This is a genomic window from Wolbachia endosymbiont (group A) of Lasioglossum fulvicorne (genome assembly GCF_964028605.1).
GTDB lineage: Bacteria > Pseudomonadota > Alphaproteobacteria > Rickettsiales > Anaplasmataceae > Wolbachia.
This window is the reverse complement of the sequence record NZ_OZ034798.1, coordinates 1373790-1392540: the sequence shown is the minus strand read 5'-3', so window position 1 is coordinate 1392540 and position 18751 is coordinate 1373790. Positions and strand designations below refer to the sequence as shown.

The 18751-nt window shown below is 37.5% G+C and carries 16 protein-coding genes, 3 tRNA genes and 3 pseudogenes; 12 read left to right on the top strand and 10 right to left on the bottom strand.

Features of this window, described 5'->3' with window-relative positions; genetic code table 11:
• Positions 1-63 precede the first annotated feature (63 nt).
• Positions 64-765, bottom strand: a complete 702-nt coding sequence (locus tag ABWU71_RS07730; RefSeq protein WP_353284443.1) for an ABC transporter ATP-binding protein — start codon at positions 763-765, stop codon at positions 64-66.
• A complete protein-coding gene (locus ABWU71_RS07725; protein WP_353284442.1) occupies positions 758-1540 on the bottom strand; it encodes an MlaE family ABC transporter permease in 783 nt (260 codons plus the stop codon). Before ABWU71_RS07725 ends, ABWU71_RS07730 begins: the two co-directional genes overlap by 8 nt.
• Positions 1541-1887: 347 nt before the next feature.
• Here ABWU71_RS07725 and rpmF point away from each other — a divergent pair, with 347 nt between their 5' ends.
• From rpmF to ABWU71_RS07710, 3 genes are read left to right on the top strand one after another with little or no spacing between them, the layout of a single operon-like run.
• Complete coding sequence (rpmF, locus tag ABWU71_RS07720) at positions 1888-2070, top strand: 50S ribosomal protein L32 (RefSeq protein WP_082860917.1); 183 nt, start codon at positions 1888-1890, stop codon at positions 2068-2070.
• Positions 2071-2080: 10 nt separating this feature from the next.
• Complete coding sequence (gene plsX, locus ABWU71_RS07715) at positions 2081-3118, top strand: phosphate acyltransferase PlsX (protein ID WP_353284441.1); 1038 nt, start codon at positions 2081-2083, stop codon at positions 3116-3118.
• Positions 3111-4067 (top strand): beta-ketoacyl-ACP synthase III, encoded by a 957-nt coding sequence (locus ABWU71_RS07710; RefSeq protein WP_353284440.1) that lies wholly within the window; start codon positions 3111-3113, stop codon positions 4065-4067. The genes plsX and ABWU71_RS07710 overlap by 8 nt, the downstream gene beginning before the upstream one ends.
• A 946-nt stretch (positions 4068-5013) precedes the next feature.
• Here the strand turns inward: ABWU71_RS07710 and ABWU71_RS07705 are convergent.
• A protein-coding gene (locus ABWU71_RS07705; protein ID WP_353284439.1) for an IS5 family transposase occupies positions 5014-5806 on the bottom strand; the annotation gives its coding sequence in 2 pieces (ribosomal slippage) (positions 5014-5541 and positions 5543-5806; 792 coding nt in all).
• 84 nt (positions 5807-5890) lie between these two features.
• Between ABWU71_RS07705 and ABWU71_RS07700 the strand changes: the two are divergent.
• A pseudogene (locus ABWU71_RS07700) lies at positions 5891-6196 on the top strand (IS630 transposase-related protein); the annotation flags it as partial.
• A gap of 60 nt (positions 6197-6256) precedes the next feature.
• A pseudogene (locus ABWU71_RS07695) lies at positions 6257-6710 on the top strand (IS5 family transposase); the annotation flags it as partial.
• 27 nt (positions 6711-6737) lie between these two features.
• Here the strand turns inward: ABWU71_RS07695 and ABWU71_RS07690 are convergent.
• From ABWU71_RS07690 to mnmE, 4 genes are all read right to left on the bottom strand, one after another.
• Positions 6738-7597, bottom strand: a protein-coding gene (locus ABWU71_RS07690) for an IS630 family transposase (RefSeq protein ID WP_353284076.1) whose coding sequence is annotated in 2 segments (ribosomal slippage) — positions 6738-7273 and positions 7273-7597 — 861 coding nt in all. Because the reading frame shifts where the segments join, the coding sequence is not laid out codon by codon here.
• A gap of 445 nt (positions 7598-8042) precedes the next feature.
• Positions 8043-9059, bottom strand: coding sequence for an NAD(P)/FAD-dependent oxidoreductase (locus ABWU71_RS07685; protein ID WP_353284438.1), 1017 nt, complete (start codon positions 9057-9059; stop codon positions 8043-8045).
• Positions 9060-9227: 168 nt separating this feature from the next.
• Positions 9228-9315, bottom strand: a tRNA-Ser gene (locus ABWU71_RS07680).
• Positions 9316-9362: 47 nt separating this feature from the next.
• Positions 9363-10691, bottom strand: a complete 1329-nt coding sequence (gene mnmE / locus ABWU71_RS07675; RefSeq protein WP_353284437.1) for a tRNA uridine-5-carboxymethylaminomethyl(34) synthesis GTPase MnmE — start codon at positions 10689-10691, stop codon at positions 9363-9365.
• Positions 10692-10822: 131 nt separating this feature from the next.
• On the opposite strand from mnmE, the gene nuoI reads away from it, so the two are divergent.
• The 3 genes from nuoI to infC all read left to right on the top strand — a co-directional run bounded on the left by nuoI (position 10823) and on the right by infC (position 14133).
• Positions 10823-11305 carry an NADH-quinone oxidoreductase subunit NuoI gene (nuoI, locus tag ABWU71_RS07670; protein WP_353284936.1) on the top strand — a complete coding sequence of 161 codons (483 nt, stop codon included), beginning with the start codon at positions 10823-10825 and terminating at the stop codon, positions 11303-11305.
• 395 nt (positions 11306-11700) lie between these two features.
• The gene (gene thrS / locus ABWU71_RS07665; RefSeq protein WP_353284436.1) at positions 11701-13602 is read left to right on the top strand and encodes a threonine--tRNA ligase; all 1902 of its coding nucleotides are present in this window, start codon (positions 11701-11703) and stop codon (positions 13600-13602) included.
• A 12-nt stretch (positions 13603-13614) separates the two neighbouring features.
• Positions 13615-14133, top strand: coding sequence for a translation initiation factor IF-3 (gene infC, locus ABWU71_RS07660; protein WP_015589305.1), 519 nt, complete (start codon positions 13615-13617; stop codon positions 14131-14133).
• 28 nt (positions 14134-14161) lie between these two features.
• Here infC and nuoF read toward each other — a convergent pair whose 3' ends face one another.
• The 3 genes from nuoF to ABWU71_RS07645 form a co-directional block, all read right to left on the bottom strand.
• Entirely contained in the window at positions 14162-15415 is a 1254-nt protein-coding gene (gene nuoF, locus ABWU71_RS07655; protein WP_353284935.1) for an NADH-quinone oxidoreductase subunit NuoF, read from the bottom strand.
• Between the two features lie 19 nt (positions 15416-15434).
• Positions 15435-15507 (bottom strand) — tRNA-Lys (locus tag ABWU71_RS07650).
• Positions 15508-15704: 197 nt separating this feature from the next.
• A protein-coding gene (locus tag ABWU71_RS07645) for an IS630 family transposase (protein WP_353284435.1) occupies positions 15705-16564 on the bottom strand; the annotation gives its coding sequence in 2 pieces (ribosomal slippage) (positions 15705-16240 and positions 16240-16564; 861 coding nt in all).
• Positions 16565-16613: 49 nt separating this feature from the next.
• Between ABWU71_RS07645 and ABWU71_RS07640 the strand changes: the two genes are divergently transcribed.
• The 4 genes and pseudogenes from ABWU71_RS07640 to ABWU71_RS07625 all read left to right on the top strand — a co-directional run bounded on the left by ABWU71_RS07640 (position 16614) and on the right by ABWU71_RS07625 (position 18431).
• Positions 16614-16745 carry a hypothetical protein gene (locus tag ABWU71_RS07640; RefSeq protein WP_353284434.1) on the top strand — a complete coding sequence of 44 codons (132 nt, stop codon included), beginning with the start codon at positions 16614-16616 and terminating at the stop codon, positions 16743-16745.
• A gap of 53 nt (positions 16746-16798) precedes the next feature.
• Positions 16799-16874, top strand: a tRNA-Ala gene (locus tag ABWU71_RS07635).
• Between the two features lie 382 nt (positions 16875-17256).
• Positions 17257-18116, top strand: a protein-coding gene (locus ABWU71_RS07630; RefSeq protein WP_353284433.1) for an IS630 family transposase whose coding sequence is annotated in 2 segments (ribosomal slippage) — positions 17257-17581 and positions 17581-18116 — 861 coding nt in all. Because the reading frame shifts where the segments join, the coding sequence is not laid out codon by codon here.
• Positions 18113-18431: pseudogene (locus ABWU71_RS07625) on the top strand (transposase). Before ABWU71_RS07630 ends, ABWU71_RS07625 begins: the two are co-directional and overlap by 4 nt.
• Positions 18432-18751: the final 320 nt, after the last annotated feature.

Sequence of the window (18751 nt, the reverse complement as noted above, 5' to 3'; positions counted from 1 at the left end):
TCAACCTTAAGCTATTATTTTATCACAAATATTGATTGTTAGCAATAGTGTATATATCTTTAGCTATATATAACGAATGAATTTTTTTATATATTCGTTATTAGTATTTTGTATTTCCTGAACAGTTCCATGGGAAATGATCTCCCCTTCATATAATACTGCTATTTTATCAGCTATTTTAAATGCGCTATGAATATCATGTGTAATCGTGATAATTGTAGGGTTAAAGTCTTTAGATAATTTTATTATTATCTCGTTTACTATATCTGACATAATTGGGTCCAATCCTGAAGTTGGTTCATCCAAAATAATGATTTCTGGATTGTGTGCAATTGCCCTTGCAAGTGCTACTCTTTTTTTCATTCCGCCTGATAGCTCTATTGGAAACATATCTGCTATGTTTTCCTCCAGTCCAACATCATTTAATTTCTCGATTGCTAGCTGTTTTGCCTCCTTTTTGCTGATATTAAAGCGCTTTTTATAATTAAAAGATATATTTTCCCACACTGTAACGTAGTCAAATAAAGCGGAATTTTGAAATAAAACCCCAAATTTATTTTTGCTTTTACTATTTATTTTAACAGACCCTGAGTCTGGAGCAAGCAAGCCGATAATTGTTTTTATTAGTACAGATTTGCCGCTCCCTGAGCCGCCAAGTATGACTAATGATTCCCCTTTCGATATATCAAAATTTAGATCTTTTAGTACTGTCCTATCATCAAAAGATAAGCTTAAGTTCAATATTGATATTATGGGGTTACGCATGTATCAAAGTAATCATGTAGTTTGCTAAAATGATCAGCATGGACGATAAAACAACAGTTGATGTTGTAGCAACACCTACTCCTCGTGCACCTTCTTTGCAATGGTAACCGTAATAGCAGCTTGAGACAGAAATTATGGCGCCAAATGCAGTTGCTTTTATTAGCCCAGTTATAAAATCATACGTATTAAAGAACTGAGCTGTGTGTTTAATGTATATATTTAAATTGTGGTTAAATTCGAAGACTGCAGTGATACATCCTCCAAATATTCCTATTAAATCTGCACATACTGTAAGTATGGGAAATACTATGATTGACGCTAAAATCCTTGGTGCAATTAAATATTTGAAAGGGTTGATGTTCAAAGTTGTAAGTGCATCTATTTGCTCGGTGATGCGCATTGTACCAATTTCTGCTGCAACTGATGATCCAACCTTTCCTACCATTATTAAGCTGATCAAAACTGGTCCTAACTCTTTAATGATAGTGATCGTAACAAGTTTGGGTATTATCTGCTCTTGGTTAATTAATGAGTCACTCAAGCTGCTTTGTAAAACTATCGCCGCTCCTATGAAAACTCCAGCAAGCCCAACAATTGGCAGAGAGAAAAAGCCTATCTCTATAATTTGTCTTGCTACGTTGCTAAAATAATATGGCGGCACAAGGCAGTGGTATAGAGATTGAATAAAAAATATGAATGCACTACCAAGCCTTAACAAAAAATTGATAAAGTACCTACCAATTATTCTAACACTATTTATATCAAAAAAGCTCACTTTGTATTCATTTTAGCTAGAGGTTAGTCTTACTGATTTTATTAAAATTTTTATTAACTTTATCGCAAAGTATAGCTGAGATATGTTTTAAGTTCAATATACTTGATGTTTTAATTTATAGCTAACCCAAGAAAGGTTTCCCTACGTCATACCGCAATTCATTCGCGGTATAGATTCCGCTAACAAGTAGCGGAATGACGGTTTTTCAAATTGTAGGTAAACCTAAGCCACTTTAGCTATAGAACTCAATTACGTAAGCAAACCTTACTTATTTTACTATCCCTGTTTACTTCCTGTAAAAAACATGTTACTAATGTATTGTATTTTGCAGTAGAATGGAGGAAGTTTTGGCAGTTCCAAAAAGAAAAAAGTCAAAGTCAAGGCGTAATATGCATCGTTCTCATCATGCTATCCAGCCTAAGAATGTTGTGGTATGTTCAACAACTGGGGAATTCATGTTGCCTCACAATGTAGCAGTCGATGGCAGTTACAAAGGAAAACGAGTTTTCATTAAGCAACAGGCAGAATGACTATTATGATATGTTATCTACGGTCAATAATAATATAGTTATTGCACTTGACGCTATGGGGGGCGATTTTGCGCCTCTTTCCGTAATTCAGGGTGCTGGTTTTTTTTTGGATAATCTTGTTGACCCAGGCATTAAAGTTTTTTTTCATATTTATGGAGATAAGGAAGAAGTATCTCCTTTGCTTTCAAAATACAAAAAAGTAAGTAACAATTCTGAGTTTACTCATTGTTCTGACAATGTTCTTGCAAATGATAAGCCATCTTTTGCGCTGAGATATCGTAAAGACTCAAGTATGAAAGCTGCAATTGTTGCAGTGAAAGAAGGTAAAGCTTTCGGAGTGGTATCTTCAGGCAACACCGGAGCGTTGATGGCAATTTCCAGATTTATTTTAGGAACATTACCAAATATTTATCGTCCTGCTATTGCCTCTATCTGTCCAACTAAGACAAAAAGCTTCGCTTTGCTTGACCTTGGTGCAAATGTTGATTGTAATGCCGACTCATTATTTCAATTTGCGTTAATGGGTAGTATATTTGCAAAAATAGCATTAAAAATTGACAATCCTGAAGTTGCTTTGCTAAATATCGGTACAGAAGAAGTTAAAGGTAATGACTCAGTGCGCGGCGCTTTTGAGTTGCTTAAAAACGCTTCTGGCATTAATTTCAAAGGATATATAGAGGCAAGTGAATTTTTAGAGGGTAATATAGATGTGATTGTTGCTGATGGTTTTGTTGGCAATGTAATGCTCAAAACGGCTGAGGCAACCGCTAGTACCTTTATCAATCTAATAAAGCAGGAAGTATTCAACTCGTGGATAGCGAAAATGCTTGTTGGTATATTGTTAAAATCCAAACTAAATAAAGCATTAACGCGTTTTAATCCCCAAATTAGAAGTGGAGCTATGTTTTTAGGGATAAATGGTATCATCATTAAAAGTCATGGAAATTCTGATGCTATTTCTTTTGCCCATGCCATAAAATTTGCAGTAAATGCAATTAGTGAAAATTTAAATCAAAAGATAATTAACGGGGTAAGTCATATTGAATAAGAGTTTCATATTAAGCACTGGATCTTACCTACCAAGAAAAATGTTGAGTAACAACGAAATTGCATCAATAGTTGAGACAAGCGATGAATGGATAAGGCAGAGAACAGGAATAGTTCAAAGGCATATAGCAGATGAAGGAGAATTAACGTCAGATCTAGCTGTAAATGCAGCAAAAAGTGCTATAGAAAAAGCGAGAATCTCAGTAGATGAAATTGATTTAATTGTAGTTGCAACAACAACACCTGATAAAACTTTGCCTAGCTGTGCAACGATTGTACAAAGTAAGTTAAAATGTAAAAATGCATCTTCTTTTGATGTACAAGCAGCATGCTCTGGTTTTATATATGCAGTTACAGTTGCTGATTCGCTCATAAAATCTAACAATAGAATAAAATATGCGCTCGTTATTGGTGCTGAAATAATGTCTAGGATTGTTGACTGGGAAGATAGGTCAACTTGTGTACTCTTTGGTGATGGTGCTGGTGCAGTGATAATAAAATCAGAAATGGGTAGCAGCGGCATCATATCAACAAACTTACACTCTGATGGCAATGTGGACATACTATGTACGAACGGAGGGATATCCTCAACTGGTGATTCTGGAAAAATATGCATGAATGGAAGAGAAGTGTTTAAACATGCAGTGGATAAGTTAACAGCTTCAGTAGAGGAAACTCTGAAATGCAATAATTTGAAAATCACTGATATTGACTGGTTAATTCCCCATCAAGCAAACATTCGTATTATTGAAGCAGTAGTAAAGAAATTAGATTTTCCTATAGAGAAAGTGATTAACACCGTTGATAAGCATGCAAACACCTCAGCGGCATCAATTCCACTGGCCTTAGACTATGCAATACAAGAATCAAAAATAAAATCAGGAAATCTGGTACTGCTGATTTCAATAGGTGCAGGCCTGACCTGGGGTTCAGTGTTGCTGCACTATTAGACTTCCTGCATTACCTCCTGTCACCCAAGTACTCTCTCTTGTCATCCCAGCACCTTCTTCCTGTTATCTGAGTAGCTGACACTGTACGAACATTGTCTATCAGGAGGATGTCATCCCAGTAGCCCCTTCGGTGTCATTCCAGTGCTTGACACTGGAATCTAGACTTTAATTGTTATACTTGTAAATAATCTAGTGAAAATAAACGTTCATCTCAATGCAGTATTTTTGTTGAAATAGCTCAACTGGATCCCAGTGTCTGGGCACTGGGATGACAAAAGAGAGCAGTGTCAAGCACTGGGATGACACCCTTTTTGGGTCCTATAGTAGCCTATATGGTGTCATCCAAGTAGCCTCCCTCCCCTGTCATCCCAGTGTCCCTATGATGTCATCCAAGTAGCTGACACTGGAATGACAGCAGTCCTATGTCATACCGCGATTCATTCGCGGTATCTCTTGGCCGCTAACAAGCAGCGGGATGACGAGCTTATTGTCATGCCGCCGCGAACCGTCATACCGCGATTCATTCGCGGTATCTCATCCGCTAACAAGTAGCGGGATGACGATTGTCAGGGCAGCGCCCCTATGATGTCATTCCAGTGTCCCTATGATGTCATCCCAGTGCTTGACACTGGGATCCAGGAATTTTATTGAGTTGGCAGGCATAAAAGTAGTCGTTTTATGTTAAAATACAACGTTTTGATGATTATGAAAAGGCTGGATCCCAGTGTCGGAGCACTGGGATGACAAGGTATAAACCTTATCGTCATGCCGCCGCGAACCGTCATACCACGATTCATTCGCGGTATCTCATCCGCTAACAAGCAGCGGGATGACGGTTGTCGTTTAGCCATAAATATTAAGAAATTTACCAAACGAAAAAAAAGGCAAAAGAAGCCCTAGTCATTGTCTATTTTCAGTATTGGCGTTTTTAAGTCTTAGAGCCTGTTCATAATCTTTTCAGAAGTAAGGCAGTGAAAGCCAGAACGACCATTTGTAGGCTAGTATTGAGTTTTCGCTCACAATTTTTCCACAATCTTCTACATTTTTCTAACCAAGCAAAAGATCGCTCCACAACCCATCTTTTGGGCAATACAACAAAGGAATGTAATTCATTTCTTTTTATCACTTCAACGGTTGCACCAATAATCGTTTTTATTTGAGTTGCAAAATTCTCTCCAGTATAGCCTGCATCAACCAGTACATTTTTAACTCCCGAGAGGTTTTCTTTTGCATTTTCGACCATTCTCACAGCACTGCTACAGTCAGTTATCTCTGCTGTTGTTATATAAATTGCATGGGGCAAACCTTGCGTATCTACTGCAATATGGCGTTTTATTCCTGAAATCTTTTTGCCTGCATCATAGCCTTTTTCTTCAGCAGTATCTGCATTTTTTACACTCTGTGCATCAATTATGCAGAAGCTGGTTTTTTCTTTCCGACCATTGTTTTGTCGGACCACGCCAACTATTTTTTTTTAACACCAGCTCCAGAACACTTTCTTTATCTGCATCTGGTTTTTCACTCCACTTCTTAAAATAGTCGTAACAATTGCGCCATTTTGGAAACTCTTTTGGTAGCATTCTCCACTGACAACCGCTTTTCAGAACGTATAACACTCCACAAAATACATCATACAAATCAAGTTTCCTTGGTTTTGTTTTTTTTCTACAGGACTCTAGATCTGGTAACATAATCTCAAATCTTTCCCGACTTATATCACTTGGGTATAAACTCCTCATATATCCTAACTTATATATATTATAGCTCTTTTCATAGAAGTCCGGATGTGATAAGATAAGGATAGACGATGATAAGGAGTTTGAGTGCCAGCAGCATATAGTTATGACTTAAGGAAAAAAGCAATGGAAGCGCTAGAGGAGGGAGGAAGCAGAGAAACAGTGGCAGCAAGATTTAAAATTGGACGAACTACTTTATGGGAGTGGCAGCAAAGAAGAAAAGAAACAGGAGACTTTCAATCAAAAAAACTTGGAAATGGAGGTTACAATCACAAAATTACCGACTGGGATGCCTTTGCTAAATTTGCCAGAGAAAACGGAGGAAAGACTCTGTCGGAAATGGCTAAACTTTGGGGCAACGTTAGTATCCAAACGATCCACCGAGCTCTCAGAACCTGTACATGATCTCAAGAAAAGAATAAACTAAGAGATAATATATATAAGTTAGGATATATGAGGAGTTTATACCCAAGTGATATAAGTCGGGAAAGATTTGAGATTATGTTACCAGATCTAGAGTCCTGTAGAAAAAAAACAAAACCAAGGAAACTTGATTTGTATGATGTATTTTGTGGAGTGTTATACGTTCTGAAAAGCGGTTGTCAGTGGAGAATGCTACCAAAAGAGTTTCCAAAATGGCGCAATTGTTACGACTATTTTAAGAAGTGGAGTGAAAAACCAGATGCAGATAAAGAAAGTGTTCTGGAGCTGGTGTTAAAAAAAAATAGTTGGCGTGGTCCGACAAAACAATGGTCGGAAAGAAAAAACCAGCTTCTGCATAATTGATGCACAGAGTGTAAAAAATGCAGATACTGCTGAAGAAAAAGGCTATGATGCAGGCAAAAAGATTTCAGGAATAAAACGCCATATTGCAGTAGATACGCAAGGTTTGCCCCATGCAATTTATAGCATTTCTTATAATAGTCCGAACAGGTCATAGGAAGGCAGAATCAACAGCACGACGAAAGGATTCGAATAGAGGAATGTTTTTCCTAGCTCTGTTTTTTATAGCAAACCAATGATGCTCAATTTTGTTGAAATCTGGAGAATACGGCGGCAGATATAAAATTTCTGCACCAACTCCTCTAGCAAGCTCGATAATCTTACCAGACTTATGAAAAGTAGCATTGTCAAGAATGACAGTCTGTCCAGGTTCCAAGATCGGTGTCAAAAATTGCTCAAACCATCCATTAAAAACATCCATATTACAGTGGCCTTCAAAGGTTAATGGAGCAACTATCTTTCTTCTACTTAAGGCTGCAACCATACTGATTCGTTGAGTTTTCTTTCCAGATTTTAGGCCATAAAACCGCTGTCCTTTCTGGCAATACCCATATGGATAGTCCTCTGTGTTATCAATGCCAGACTCATCTATATAAACTAAGTTTTCTGGTTCTTTTGTTGCTATAATTTTTAAGAATTCAGCACGTTTTTCTTCGTTTCTTTCCTTGTATCCATATGTCTTTTTTTGCGCGTAAATCCAATTTTTCTGAGAGCTCGGTGGATCGTTTGGATACTAACGTTGCCCCAAAGTTTAGCCATTTCCGACAGAGTCTTTCCTCCGTTTTCTCTGGCAAATTTAGCAAAGGCATCCCAGTCGGTAATTTTGTGATTGTAACCTCCATTTCCAAGTTTTTTTGATTGAAAGTCTCCTGTTTCTTTTCTTCTTTGCTGCCACTCCCATAAAGTAGTTCGTCCAATTTTAAATCTTGCTGCCACTGTTTCTCTGCTTCCTCCCTCCTCTAGCGCTTCCATTGCTTTTTTCCTTAAGTCATAACTATATGCTGCTGGCACTCAACCTCCTTATCATCGTCTATCCTTATCTTATCACATCCGGACTTCTATGAAAAGAGCTATATCTCTTAGTTTATTCCTTTCTTGAGATCATGTACAGGTTCTTAAACGCTGCAATTTAGCTGCTTTTAAATGCAACTAACCTTAGCTTTAATATTTAAGAAATTTACCAGGCAGAAAAAAAAGGCATAGAAAACCCGCAGTAGCTAGTTATTCACTCTCTATTTTAAAATTTGACGTTGGGTGATGTCTTGAACGCTTTATAAGCGCGTTTCAGCTTATATAGGTAAAAACCTAGAAATTTGATAAAGACATAAGGTACACATAGTGCAAAAAATTAAGCATAGTACGCCAAATACAAGTTTTCTTGTCGTTTTAATCTGCACAGATTGGGAAGTTAAACAGTATAGCTTCAGTTTCATGATAAAGGGGCTAGCGAAGGGTGTCAAGCAAGTTTTTCTTTTCCGTGAATTCCCTTTGAAGTCGAGTATTGAAAATTAACTGGAGAGTTGTGGATTACTTTGTATATGTCATAACAAGCCATGGCACTCTCGGCAAAACCACTTAATATTAACTTTAGTTTGCCTGAATAAGTAGCTATATCTCCGATTGCATATATTCTATCTCTACTGGTTTTCAAGGTAGTCGGATCAACAATTATGCGGCTATGTTCTAACTGTATACCCCAATTGTTTATTGGACCAAGATTCATTGACAGTCCAAAAAATGGCAGCAAAAAATCAGCGGATATTTCTTTTTCTTCCTTAGAGGCAATGTTTTTTACTATCACTGCGCTCAACTGCCCGTTACCTCCTGCTAGTTCGTGTAATTGATATGGCACTACCAGTTCTATCTTTCCATCATTTTCAAGTGATTCTAATTTATTTCTAGTTTCAGGAGTGCAGCGAAATTCCTTTCTCCTATGTATCACATAAATTTTCTTTGCAACTTTAGAAAGTTCTACAGTCCAATCAGCCGCAGAATCACCCCCCCCTGCAATGACTATAGTTTTGTCCTGAAAATCAGAGATTTTATTTACACTGTAAAATACAGATTTATTTTCATATTCTAATATACCACTTAAGGGTGGACGGTTAGGTTCAAACATTCCGTTACCTGCAGCAATGATAACAGCTTTGCATTTTACCTCTGTACCTATGTTCGTTATGATAGTAAAGTTTTCACCTTCGTTATTTGAAATCTTTTCCACTTTTTGACTTAAATGGTAAACAGGCTCAAATGGTGAAGCTTGCTCCATTAGTCGCTCAATTAATTTTTGGGCAGTAATTACAGGATAACCAGGTATATCACATATTGGCTTTTCTGGGTAAAGAGCTGTGCATTGTCCTCCTGCTTGATCCAAAACATCTATTACATGACATCTCATATCAAGCATTCCCGCTTGAAAAGCAGTGAATATTCCAACAGGCCCTGCACCTATTATTACGATATCGGTTTCCATATTCAGATGGTGATCTATTTATAGATATTAGCTTTCTTTGCTAACAAGGTCAATTTACAAAGGGATGTATTTTTAAAAGATGTGGCTAGATTAGATAAGATTTCCAGCGTTATGAACCACATAGTCCAAATAAGCTCTAAAAATCAGCTAACATAGCGAGATGCTGTGCGGACGGAATGGGATTCGAACCCATGGTACGCTCATCACGTACGTCAGTTTTCAAGACTGGTGCCTTAAACCGCTCGGCCATCCGTCCACTTCTTTTCTATCACAACATTTGATTTTAAGCAATCTATAAAAGCTTTACTTGCCCACGCAAAAGTTGCTAAACACACTATTCAATATTTCCTCAACATCAATAATTCCAATCACCGCACCAAGTTCAAATGCAGCAAGCCTAAAGTCTTCAGATATCAACTCAATTGGATTATCGATATTAAAACGCTGTAAATGTTCCAGTGCTTTCTGCATGTGATTCCTATGTCTTTGCCGAGTAATCACAGGAGTGTCTCTATCATGCCCAAATTTTTCCTTTGCCTTCTCTTTTATGAGAGAGATCAATTTGTTTGTACCTATTCCCTTTAGAATAGAAATGGGTAAAAGATCTATGCCATTAATTTTTATATTGTGATTATTGATAACATCGTCAGCTTTGCTCAATACATAAATAGTATCGCTATTTACAACGTTGCAATTGATATTATAACGCTGTTCAAAAGGAAATAGTTCTATTCTTAAATCAGCTTCAAAAGACCTTTTTTTCGCTCGACTTATACCTTCTGATTCTATTGGATCTGAACTCTCACGAATTCCAGCAGTATCAGAGAGAATGATTGGGTATCCGCCAATGTCAATATGAGCTTCAAGTATATCTCTTGTTGTGCCTGCATATTCAGAAACAATAGCAATATCACGCTTGGCTAAGAAATTAAACAGAGTTGATTTACCGACATTTGGTTCACCAGTTATTACAATATGTAAACCCTCACGCAACCTTTCGCCCCGTCTATTATCATTTAAATGCTCTTGTATCAACTGCACGAGAGATTGCACTTCATTATTAATTTTTTCCAATTCACTTTTTTCTGCCCAAATGTCCTCTGGAAAGTCTATATATGCTTCGATTTTGGATTGTATCGTTATTAATCTTTGCCTCCAATTGCTGTATAGTCTCTCCAATTCTCCTGATATCTGCTTAATCGCTTGTTTAGCTTGCATTTTCGTCTCAGCATCAATTAAGTCTGCAATCCCTTCTATTTGCGTTAAGTCAAATTTACCATTTAGAAAAGCCCTGAGTGAGAATTCTCCAGGCCTGGCCATAACGAAAATTTTTGATAATTCCTCCAAGATGATTTTTATGACGGCCTTACTTCCATGCACTTGTAACTCTATAACATCCTCGCCAGTGAAACTGTTTGGAGCAGGGAAATAGATGATTATTCCATTATCTATCAATTGACTGGAATCATCATATAGATCAACTAAAGTAGCAAATCTTGGTTTAATTTCTTTCTTAATATGAAAATGATTTAAAGCTTTAAGCGCGTAGTTGCCTGAAATTCTGATTACTGCAACTCCTGACTTACCAAATACGGTCGATAAAGCGAAAATAGTTTCATTTGTGTTTGTCATTATTCATGTAAACTACTTAGCAATATTACACTTAAGAAACCAAAATACCTAAAAAGTCACCCAGGTGAAAATATTTATTTTGAAAACTGATAATATGATTTATAATGACTGACACAAGTTTTAAATATTTTATGCTCAAGAAATTAGCTTGGTACTGGTCTTTTGTAGAGTTAATTAAAGGGTTTGTTATTACATTAAAATATATGTTTAAGCCAAAGGTTACTTTGAGGTATCCTATGGAGAGGGGCCCTTTAAGTCCAAGGTTTCGTGGTGAGCATGCGTTGCGTAGGTATCCAAACGGTGAAGAACGATGCATAGCTTGTAAATTATGCGAAGTTATCTGCCCTGCTCAAGCAATAGTTATTGAAGCAGAGGAAAGAGAAGACGGTAGTCGTCGCACCACACGCTATGATATTGACATGACAAAATGCATATACTGCGGGCTTTGCCAAGAGGCATGTCCAATTGATGCAATTGTGGAGGGTCCTAACTTTGAATTTGCTACTGAAACAAGAGAGGAGCTAATGTACAATAAAGAAAGGTTATTGCGTAATGGTGAAGTTTGGGAAGACGCAATTGCACTCAGGTTAAAAAAGAATAGGCCTTATTATTAATGTTCAGAGCTTATAACCCTGTTATCCATTATGATTTAGGGGCAGTGCCCACTAGGGGTGGTGTCATCCAAGTAGCTGATACACAACTGTACGAACATTTGTTTGCGAGGGCAGTATGTTAAATGTTATAGCCTGTTTTGCCTCAAACACAAAGGTGTCATTCCAGTGCTTGACACTGGGATCCAGTAAAATTGATTGTGAACGAGCACACTATACAACATTTTCAATGAAATTACAAAAAAGCTGGATTCCAGTGTCAAGCACTGGAATGACACCATTTGCTGTGCAATTTACCTTCGAAAATGAATGTTCGTATGGCTATGTGCGTGACACTGGGATGACACTGTTGGAAGAAGCAAACTGCCTTCAAGCTACATGTCCATATAGGTTTATTTATGGTTAGGATTACCTTTTCAACCGAACAAAAAGTAAAAGAATACAGTGGTAAAGTCACTGGTTTTGATATACTACAGCCGAATGTTTTAAAGGAAGTAGTTGCATTGAAAGTAAATGGTGAGTTATATGATCTCTCACGTGAAATTGAATCTGATACAGAGATAGAGGTAATACAACTGAGTGACGAAGCGGGTTTAGATATAATAAGGCACGATGCTGCTCATATAATGGCGCAGGCAGTGAAAGAGCTCTTTCCTAATACTCAGATTACTATCGGCCCAACAATTCAGGACGGTTTTTACTATGATTTTGCTATAGATCGTACCTTCACTACGGATGATCTTGCTGCAATAGAAAAGAAAATGAAAGAGATTGTAAAAAGTAACCACAAATTTGTTCGAGAAGTTTGGACTCGCAAGCAGGCAGTTGATTTCTTTAGTGGTATAGGCGAAAAATATAAAGTTGATATTATCTCCTCTATACCAGAGAGTGAAAACCTAACTGTTTATAGACAAGGCGATTTTGTAGACCTATGCCGTGGTCCGCACTCACCATCAACCGGCAGAGTTAAAGCGTTTAAACTTATGAAAGTTGCAGGAGCATACTGGCGTGGTGATGCAAAGGGCCCAATGTTGCAGCGAATATATGGCACAGCATGGAGAAATAAGGATGAATTAAACGCTTATCTTGAGTGTCTCAAAGAAGCAGAGAAACGTGATCACCGCAAAATTGCCAAGGATATGGATTTATTTCACATCCAAGAGGAAGCTGTCGGGCAGGTTTTTTGGCATGAACAAGGATATATTTTATATAATGTTCTTGAGTCTTACATCAGAAAGAAGCTAATAAATAATGGCTATTTTGAGGTAAAAACTCCTATTTTAGTAAGCAAAGAGCTGTGGGAAAAATCTGGACATTGGGATAAGTTTCGTGAAAATATGTTTGTTGTTGATGAATCTGAAAGCAAAAAGCTAGCAATAAAACCCATGAATTGCCCCTGTCATGTGCAGATTTTTAATTCTCACACCAGAAGCTATCGTGATTTACCGATACGTATGGCAGAGTTTGGCACATGCCATAGAAATGAAAGCTCAGGCTCATTGCACGGACTGATGCGAGTGCGTGGTTTTACGCAAGACGATGCACACATTTTTTGTATGGAAGAACAAGTGAATTCTGAGACTATAAAGTTTTGTGACCTTTTAAAAGAAGTATATTCAGAGCTTGGGTTCAATGAAATTTCTGTGAAATTTTCAGACCGTCCAGATGTTAGGGCAGGGGATGATGAAGTGTGGGATAGAGCTGAAAAAGCGCTGCTTGAAGCCGTTAAAGAAGCGGGCTTGAGTTATGAACTGAGCCCTGGTGAAGGTGCGTTTTATGGTCCAAAGTTAGAGTTTGTCTTGAAAGATGCAATAGGTAGAAGCTGGCAATGTGGAACATTACAAGTTGATTTCATTTTACCAGAACGTCTGGGAGCTTTTTATATAGGGGCAGATGGATACAAGCATCACCCTGTCATGTTACATAGGGCAATTCTTGGGACTTTTGAGCGTTTTATAGGAATTTTGATAGAAAATTATGCAGGAAAATTTCCAGTTTGGCTTGCTCCAACGCAACTTGCTATTCTGACCATTACAAATGAGGCTGACGGTTACGCCACAGAAATCAGCAATGTCTTAAAAGAACAAGGTGTGAGAGTCAAGACTGATTTGACCAATGAAAAAATTAGTTATAAGATACGTTTGCATAGTCTAAACAAGGTTCCTATATTGTGGATTGTAGGCAAAAATGAAGTTACAAGTAAAACTGTGTCAGTGAGAAATTTAGGATCGGAAAGACAGGAGTCTTTTTCTTTGGAAAAGGCTACTGAATCGCTGTTAAAAAGTGTTAATTTGAATTAAGGGAGTTAAAGTTTGCAAGTTAAAAAGAACAATAAAAATAGAATTAATGGATTCATCACAGCTAAGGAGGTACGCTTAGTTGATCACAGTGGTGAAATGGTCGGAATCGTGCTAATAGAACGAGCTTTGGAACTTGCACAGGGTGTTGGTTTAGATTTGGTAGAAATTGCACCTGATTCAACCCCTCCAGTATGTAAAATTCTGGATTATAGCAAACAAAAGTATGATATAAAAAAGAAAGCAAGTGAAGCAAAAAAGAAACAAAAAACATTAACTATAAAAGAAATTAAACTAGGTCCCAATATTGGTGATCACGATTACGGAACAAAATTGCGTCAAGCAAGAGACTTACTTGCTCACGGACATAAAATCAAAGTTACAATGAGATTTAAAGGCAGAGAGCTTATAAACACTGAAGTCGGACTGGAAAAATTAGAACGGCTAATTAGAGACACTGAAGATATTGCAAAGGTAGAATTGGCACCTAAAAGAGAAGGGAATCAATATTTTTTAGCTCTGGTTGCTAAGTAGCAAAACGGCTTAAGAAGTATAAGTAGAGTTAAATTATTGCTCTCTCTTTGATAACATGGCGAAAATGTCTTATTAATCCTTGAATCGGCCAAGCTGCAGCATCGCCAAGTGCGCAAATTGTATGTCCTTCTATTTGAGTTGTAAGGTCAAGCAGCTTATCTATTTCATCAGGCTTAATATCTCCTGCTACCATCCTCCTCATAATCCTCCACATCCATCCAGTACCTTCACGGCATGGTGTGCATTGTCCACAGGACTCATGCATGTAAAAGTGTGACAACCTCTCTATTGCAGCTATTATATCAGTTGATTTATCCATCACTATTACAGCAGCAGTACCAAGCCCTGATTGTGCAGTTCTTAATGAATCAAAATCCATTTCAATAGTATCGCATATAGATTTTGGAATTAATGGCACTGAAGACCCACCAGGTATTACAGCAAGTAAATTATCCCAACCCCCTCGCACTCCACCTGCGTATTCTTCAATCAATTCACGTAGTGGAATTCCGAGCTCTTCTTCAACATTACACGGGTTGTTTACGTGCCCTGAAATACAAAAGACCTTGGTACCAGTATTATTTGGTTTACCAAGAGATGCAAACCATTCTCGTCCGCGATTCAGAATATCTGGAACCATGGCTATAGTTTCAACGTTGTTTATTGTAGTTGGGCAGCCAAAAAGTCCAACACCTGCAGGAAATGGAGGTTTCATGCGAGGAAAGCCCTTTTTTCCTTCAATTGATTCAAGTTGAGCTGTTTCTTCTCCACATATGTAAGCTCCTGCACCCCTATGGATAAACACATCAAGATCATAACCTGATTTGCAGGCATTTTTTCCAATTAAGTTTTCTTTATAGGCTTCCTCAAGTGCCTTTTTTAGAACTAAATATTCATTATAAAACTCACCCCTGATATAAATATACGCAACTGATGCGCTGATCGCTCTGCCAGCCAGGAGAATTCCCTCAAGTAACTTATGTGGCTCATATCGCAATATATCTCTATCTTTACACGTACCAGGTTCTGACTCATCTGCATTGACTACTAAATATGCTTTTGGAAGATTTTTAGGCATAAAGCTCCACTTAAGGCCGGTGGAAAATCCTGCACCCCCTCGACCTCTCAAACCAGATTTCTTTACTTCATCAATGATTTTTTCTGATCCTAAATCTAGTAACTCCTTTGTTTTTTGCCAGCTACCACGTTTTTTTGCACCCTCAAGTAGTGGGGTTTCTTTACCATTTAAGTTTGTAAATATTTTGTCCTGCTCTTTTAGCATGTTTTTCAAAATTTGTGAGTGATCCCGACGCGATTCGAACGCGTGACCCACTGATTAAAAGTCAGTTGCTCTACCGGCTGAGCTACGGGATCATTTCATTTTTCAGCTATACTAAACAATAATATAGTTTTTATCCGTTTTAATCAAACTAAAATTTTCATGTGTGGTTAAATAAATTATATAATACACTGCGTTAGTGATAATTTAGTTAAAAAATCTATGGATAATTTAAAAAAATTTTTAAAGGAAAACTTCTTGTTATAGCATTTCTCATAATAGTCCGAACAGGTCATAAGAAGGCAGAATCAACAGCACGACGAAAGGATTCGAATAGAGGAATGTTTTTCCTAGCTCTGTTTTTTATAGCAAACCAATGATGCTCAATTTTGTTGAAATCTGGAGAATACGGCGGCAGATACAAAATTTCTGCACCAACTCCTCTAGCAAGCTCGACAATCTTACCAGACTTATGAAAAGTAGCATTGTCAAGAATGACAGTCTGTCCAGGTTCCAAGATCGGTGTCAAAAATTGCTCAAACCATCCATTAAAAACATCCATATTACAGTGGCCTTCAAAGGTTAATGGAGCAACTATCTTTCTTCTACTTAAGGCTGCAACCATACTGATTCGTTGAGTTTTCTTTCCAGATTTTAGGCCATAAAACCGCTGTCCTTTCTGGCAATACCCATATGGATAGTCCTCTGTGTTATCAATGCCAGACTCATCTATATAAACTAAGTTTTCTGGTTCTTTTGTTGCTATAATTTTTAAGAATTCAGCACGTTTTTCTTCGTTTCTTTCCTTGTATCCATATGTCTTTTTTTGCGCGTAAATCCAATTTTTCTGAGAGCTCGGTGGATCGTTTGGATACTAACGTTGCCCCAAAGTTTAGCCATTTCCGACAGAGTCTTTCCTCCGTTTTCTCTGGCAAATTTAGCAAAGGCATCCCAGTCGGTAATTTTGTGATTGTAACCTCCATTTCCAAGTTTTTTTGATTGAAAGTCTCCTGTTTCTTTTCTTCTTTGCTGCCACTCCCATAAAGTAGTTCGTCCAATTTTAAATCTTGCTGCCACTGTTTCTCTGCTTCCTCCCTCCTCTAGCGCTTCCATTGCTTTTTTCCTTAAGTCATAACTATATGCTGCTGGCACTCAACCTCCTTATCATCGTCTATCCTTATCTTATCACATCCGGACTTCTATGAAAAGAGCTATAATTTTCGGTTCACAGATTTATTTGGGTGGTGTGAAGTATAACGCTAAGGAGACAAGAAAAATAGAAAACTGTATATACCCTGCAGAATTTGTGCGGTATTATAATGCTTCGCAATAGATAAATATTTCTTGCATTTCAGCCTGAGTGATTTATGCTTTAAGAGAATATTTGGGGGCATAGCTCAGCTGGTAGAGCATCTGTTTTGCACACAGAAGGTCAGCGGTTCGATCCCGCTTGCCTCCACCAATCTATATTAGCTCTAGCACGCCACAAAGCCTGTCAAAACAGCTTATTTTAATCTAGGAGTGTTTTATGCTAATTTCCTAAAAATCCCTATTTCTTTTCGTAACTTCTCTCTACACAAGTAATGTTTGTTATTATAATTCTAATATATACTAACTTAACAATAAATTAATCAATGAATGTTAGAATAGCTATAATTAAATTTATTAGGTAATACTTATCTGAGTGGAAAAAAACATGTTTTTAAGATGGTGCCTGGAAAAGAGGCGCTTAACAAGTCTGGATTTAGGATACTTCAAGGTTCCGTAGATGGCGAAGAGTTATAGCTCTTTTCATAGAAGTCCGGATGTGATAAGATAAGGATAGACGATGATAAGGAGGTTGAGTGCCAGCAGCATATAGTTATGACTTAAGGAAAAAAGCAATGGAAGCGCTAGAGGAGGGAGGAAGCAGAGAAACAGTGGCAGCAAGATTTAAAATTGGACGAACTACTTTATGGGAGTGGCAGCAAAGAAGAAAAGAAACAGGAGACTTTCAATCAAAAAAACTTGGAAATGGAGGTTACAATCACAAAATCACCGACTGGGATGCCTTTGCTAAATTTGCCAGAGAAAACGGAGGAAAGACTCTGTCGGAAATGGCTAAACTTTGGGGCAACGTTAGTATCCAAACGATCCACCGAGCTCTCAGAAAAATTGGATTTACGCGCAAAAAAAGACATATGGATACAAGGAAAGAAACGAAGAAAAACGTGCTGAATTCTTAAAAATTATAGCAACAAAAGAACCAGAAAACTTAGTTTATATAGATGAGTCTGGCATTGATAACACAGAGGACTATCCATATGGGTATTGCCAGAAAGGACAGCGGTTTTATGGCCTAAAATCTGGAAAGAAAACTCAACGAATCAGTATGGTTGCAGCCTTAAGTAGAAGAAAGATAGTTGCTCCATTAACCTTTGAAGGCCACTGTAATATGGATGTTTTTAATGGATGGTTTGAGCAATTTTTGACACCGATCTTGGAACCTGGACAGACTGTCATTCTTGACAATGCTACTTTTCATAAGTCTGGTAAGATTATCGAGCTTGCTAGAGGAGTTGGTACAGAAATTTTGTATCTGCCGCAGTATTCTCCAGATTTCAACAAAATTGAGCATCATTGGTTTGCTATAAAAAACAGAGCTAGGAAAAACATTCCTCTATTCGAATCCTTTCGTCGTGCTGTTGATTCTGCCTTCCTATGACCTGTTCGGACTATTATGAGAAATGCTATAACTATCCACATCTAAAAAATATGGTGGAAAACCTTAAGACTATAAAAGGTATAGGATATCTTACTGCTGTTGCTGTTGTTGCAGAAATGCCATCAGTTGATAACTTTGACAATGCTAAACAATTTACAGCTTTTGCTGCCAGGACATTATCAATCGGGATCGTCAGTAAGTAAGAGAAGTTGCATATGCAAAATAGGATCTGAGCGTATTCGAAAAGCTCTTTATATGCCAGCTATAGTAGTAAAAAACCATAATAATCATTTTCAAAAGTTTTGTCAGCGTTAGCAAGTAAAGGCAAATGTCCAAAAGTCATAGTTCTTGCGTTAATGCGAAAATTAATGCATGTATTTTTTGGTATTCTTAAAAATAATCAACCATTTAATTGTAATTTAGTTGGATAATTTGTTTGACAGCAGAGACAGTATCTGGGATCCAGAAAACTTAACTTTAAATAAGTGGCTGCATAATAAAAACTGGATTCCAGCGTCACGCGCTGGAATGACACCATTTTTGGTCTCTTAAATTACTTTAGCTACAAATATTAAGAAATCTACCAAACGAAAAAAAGGCAAAAAAAACCCTAGGGTAGCTAGTTATTCGCTATC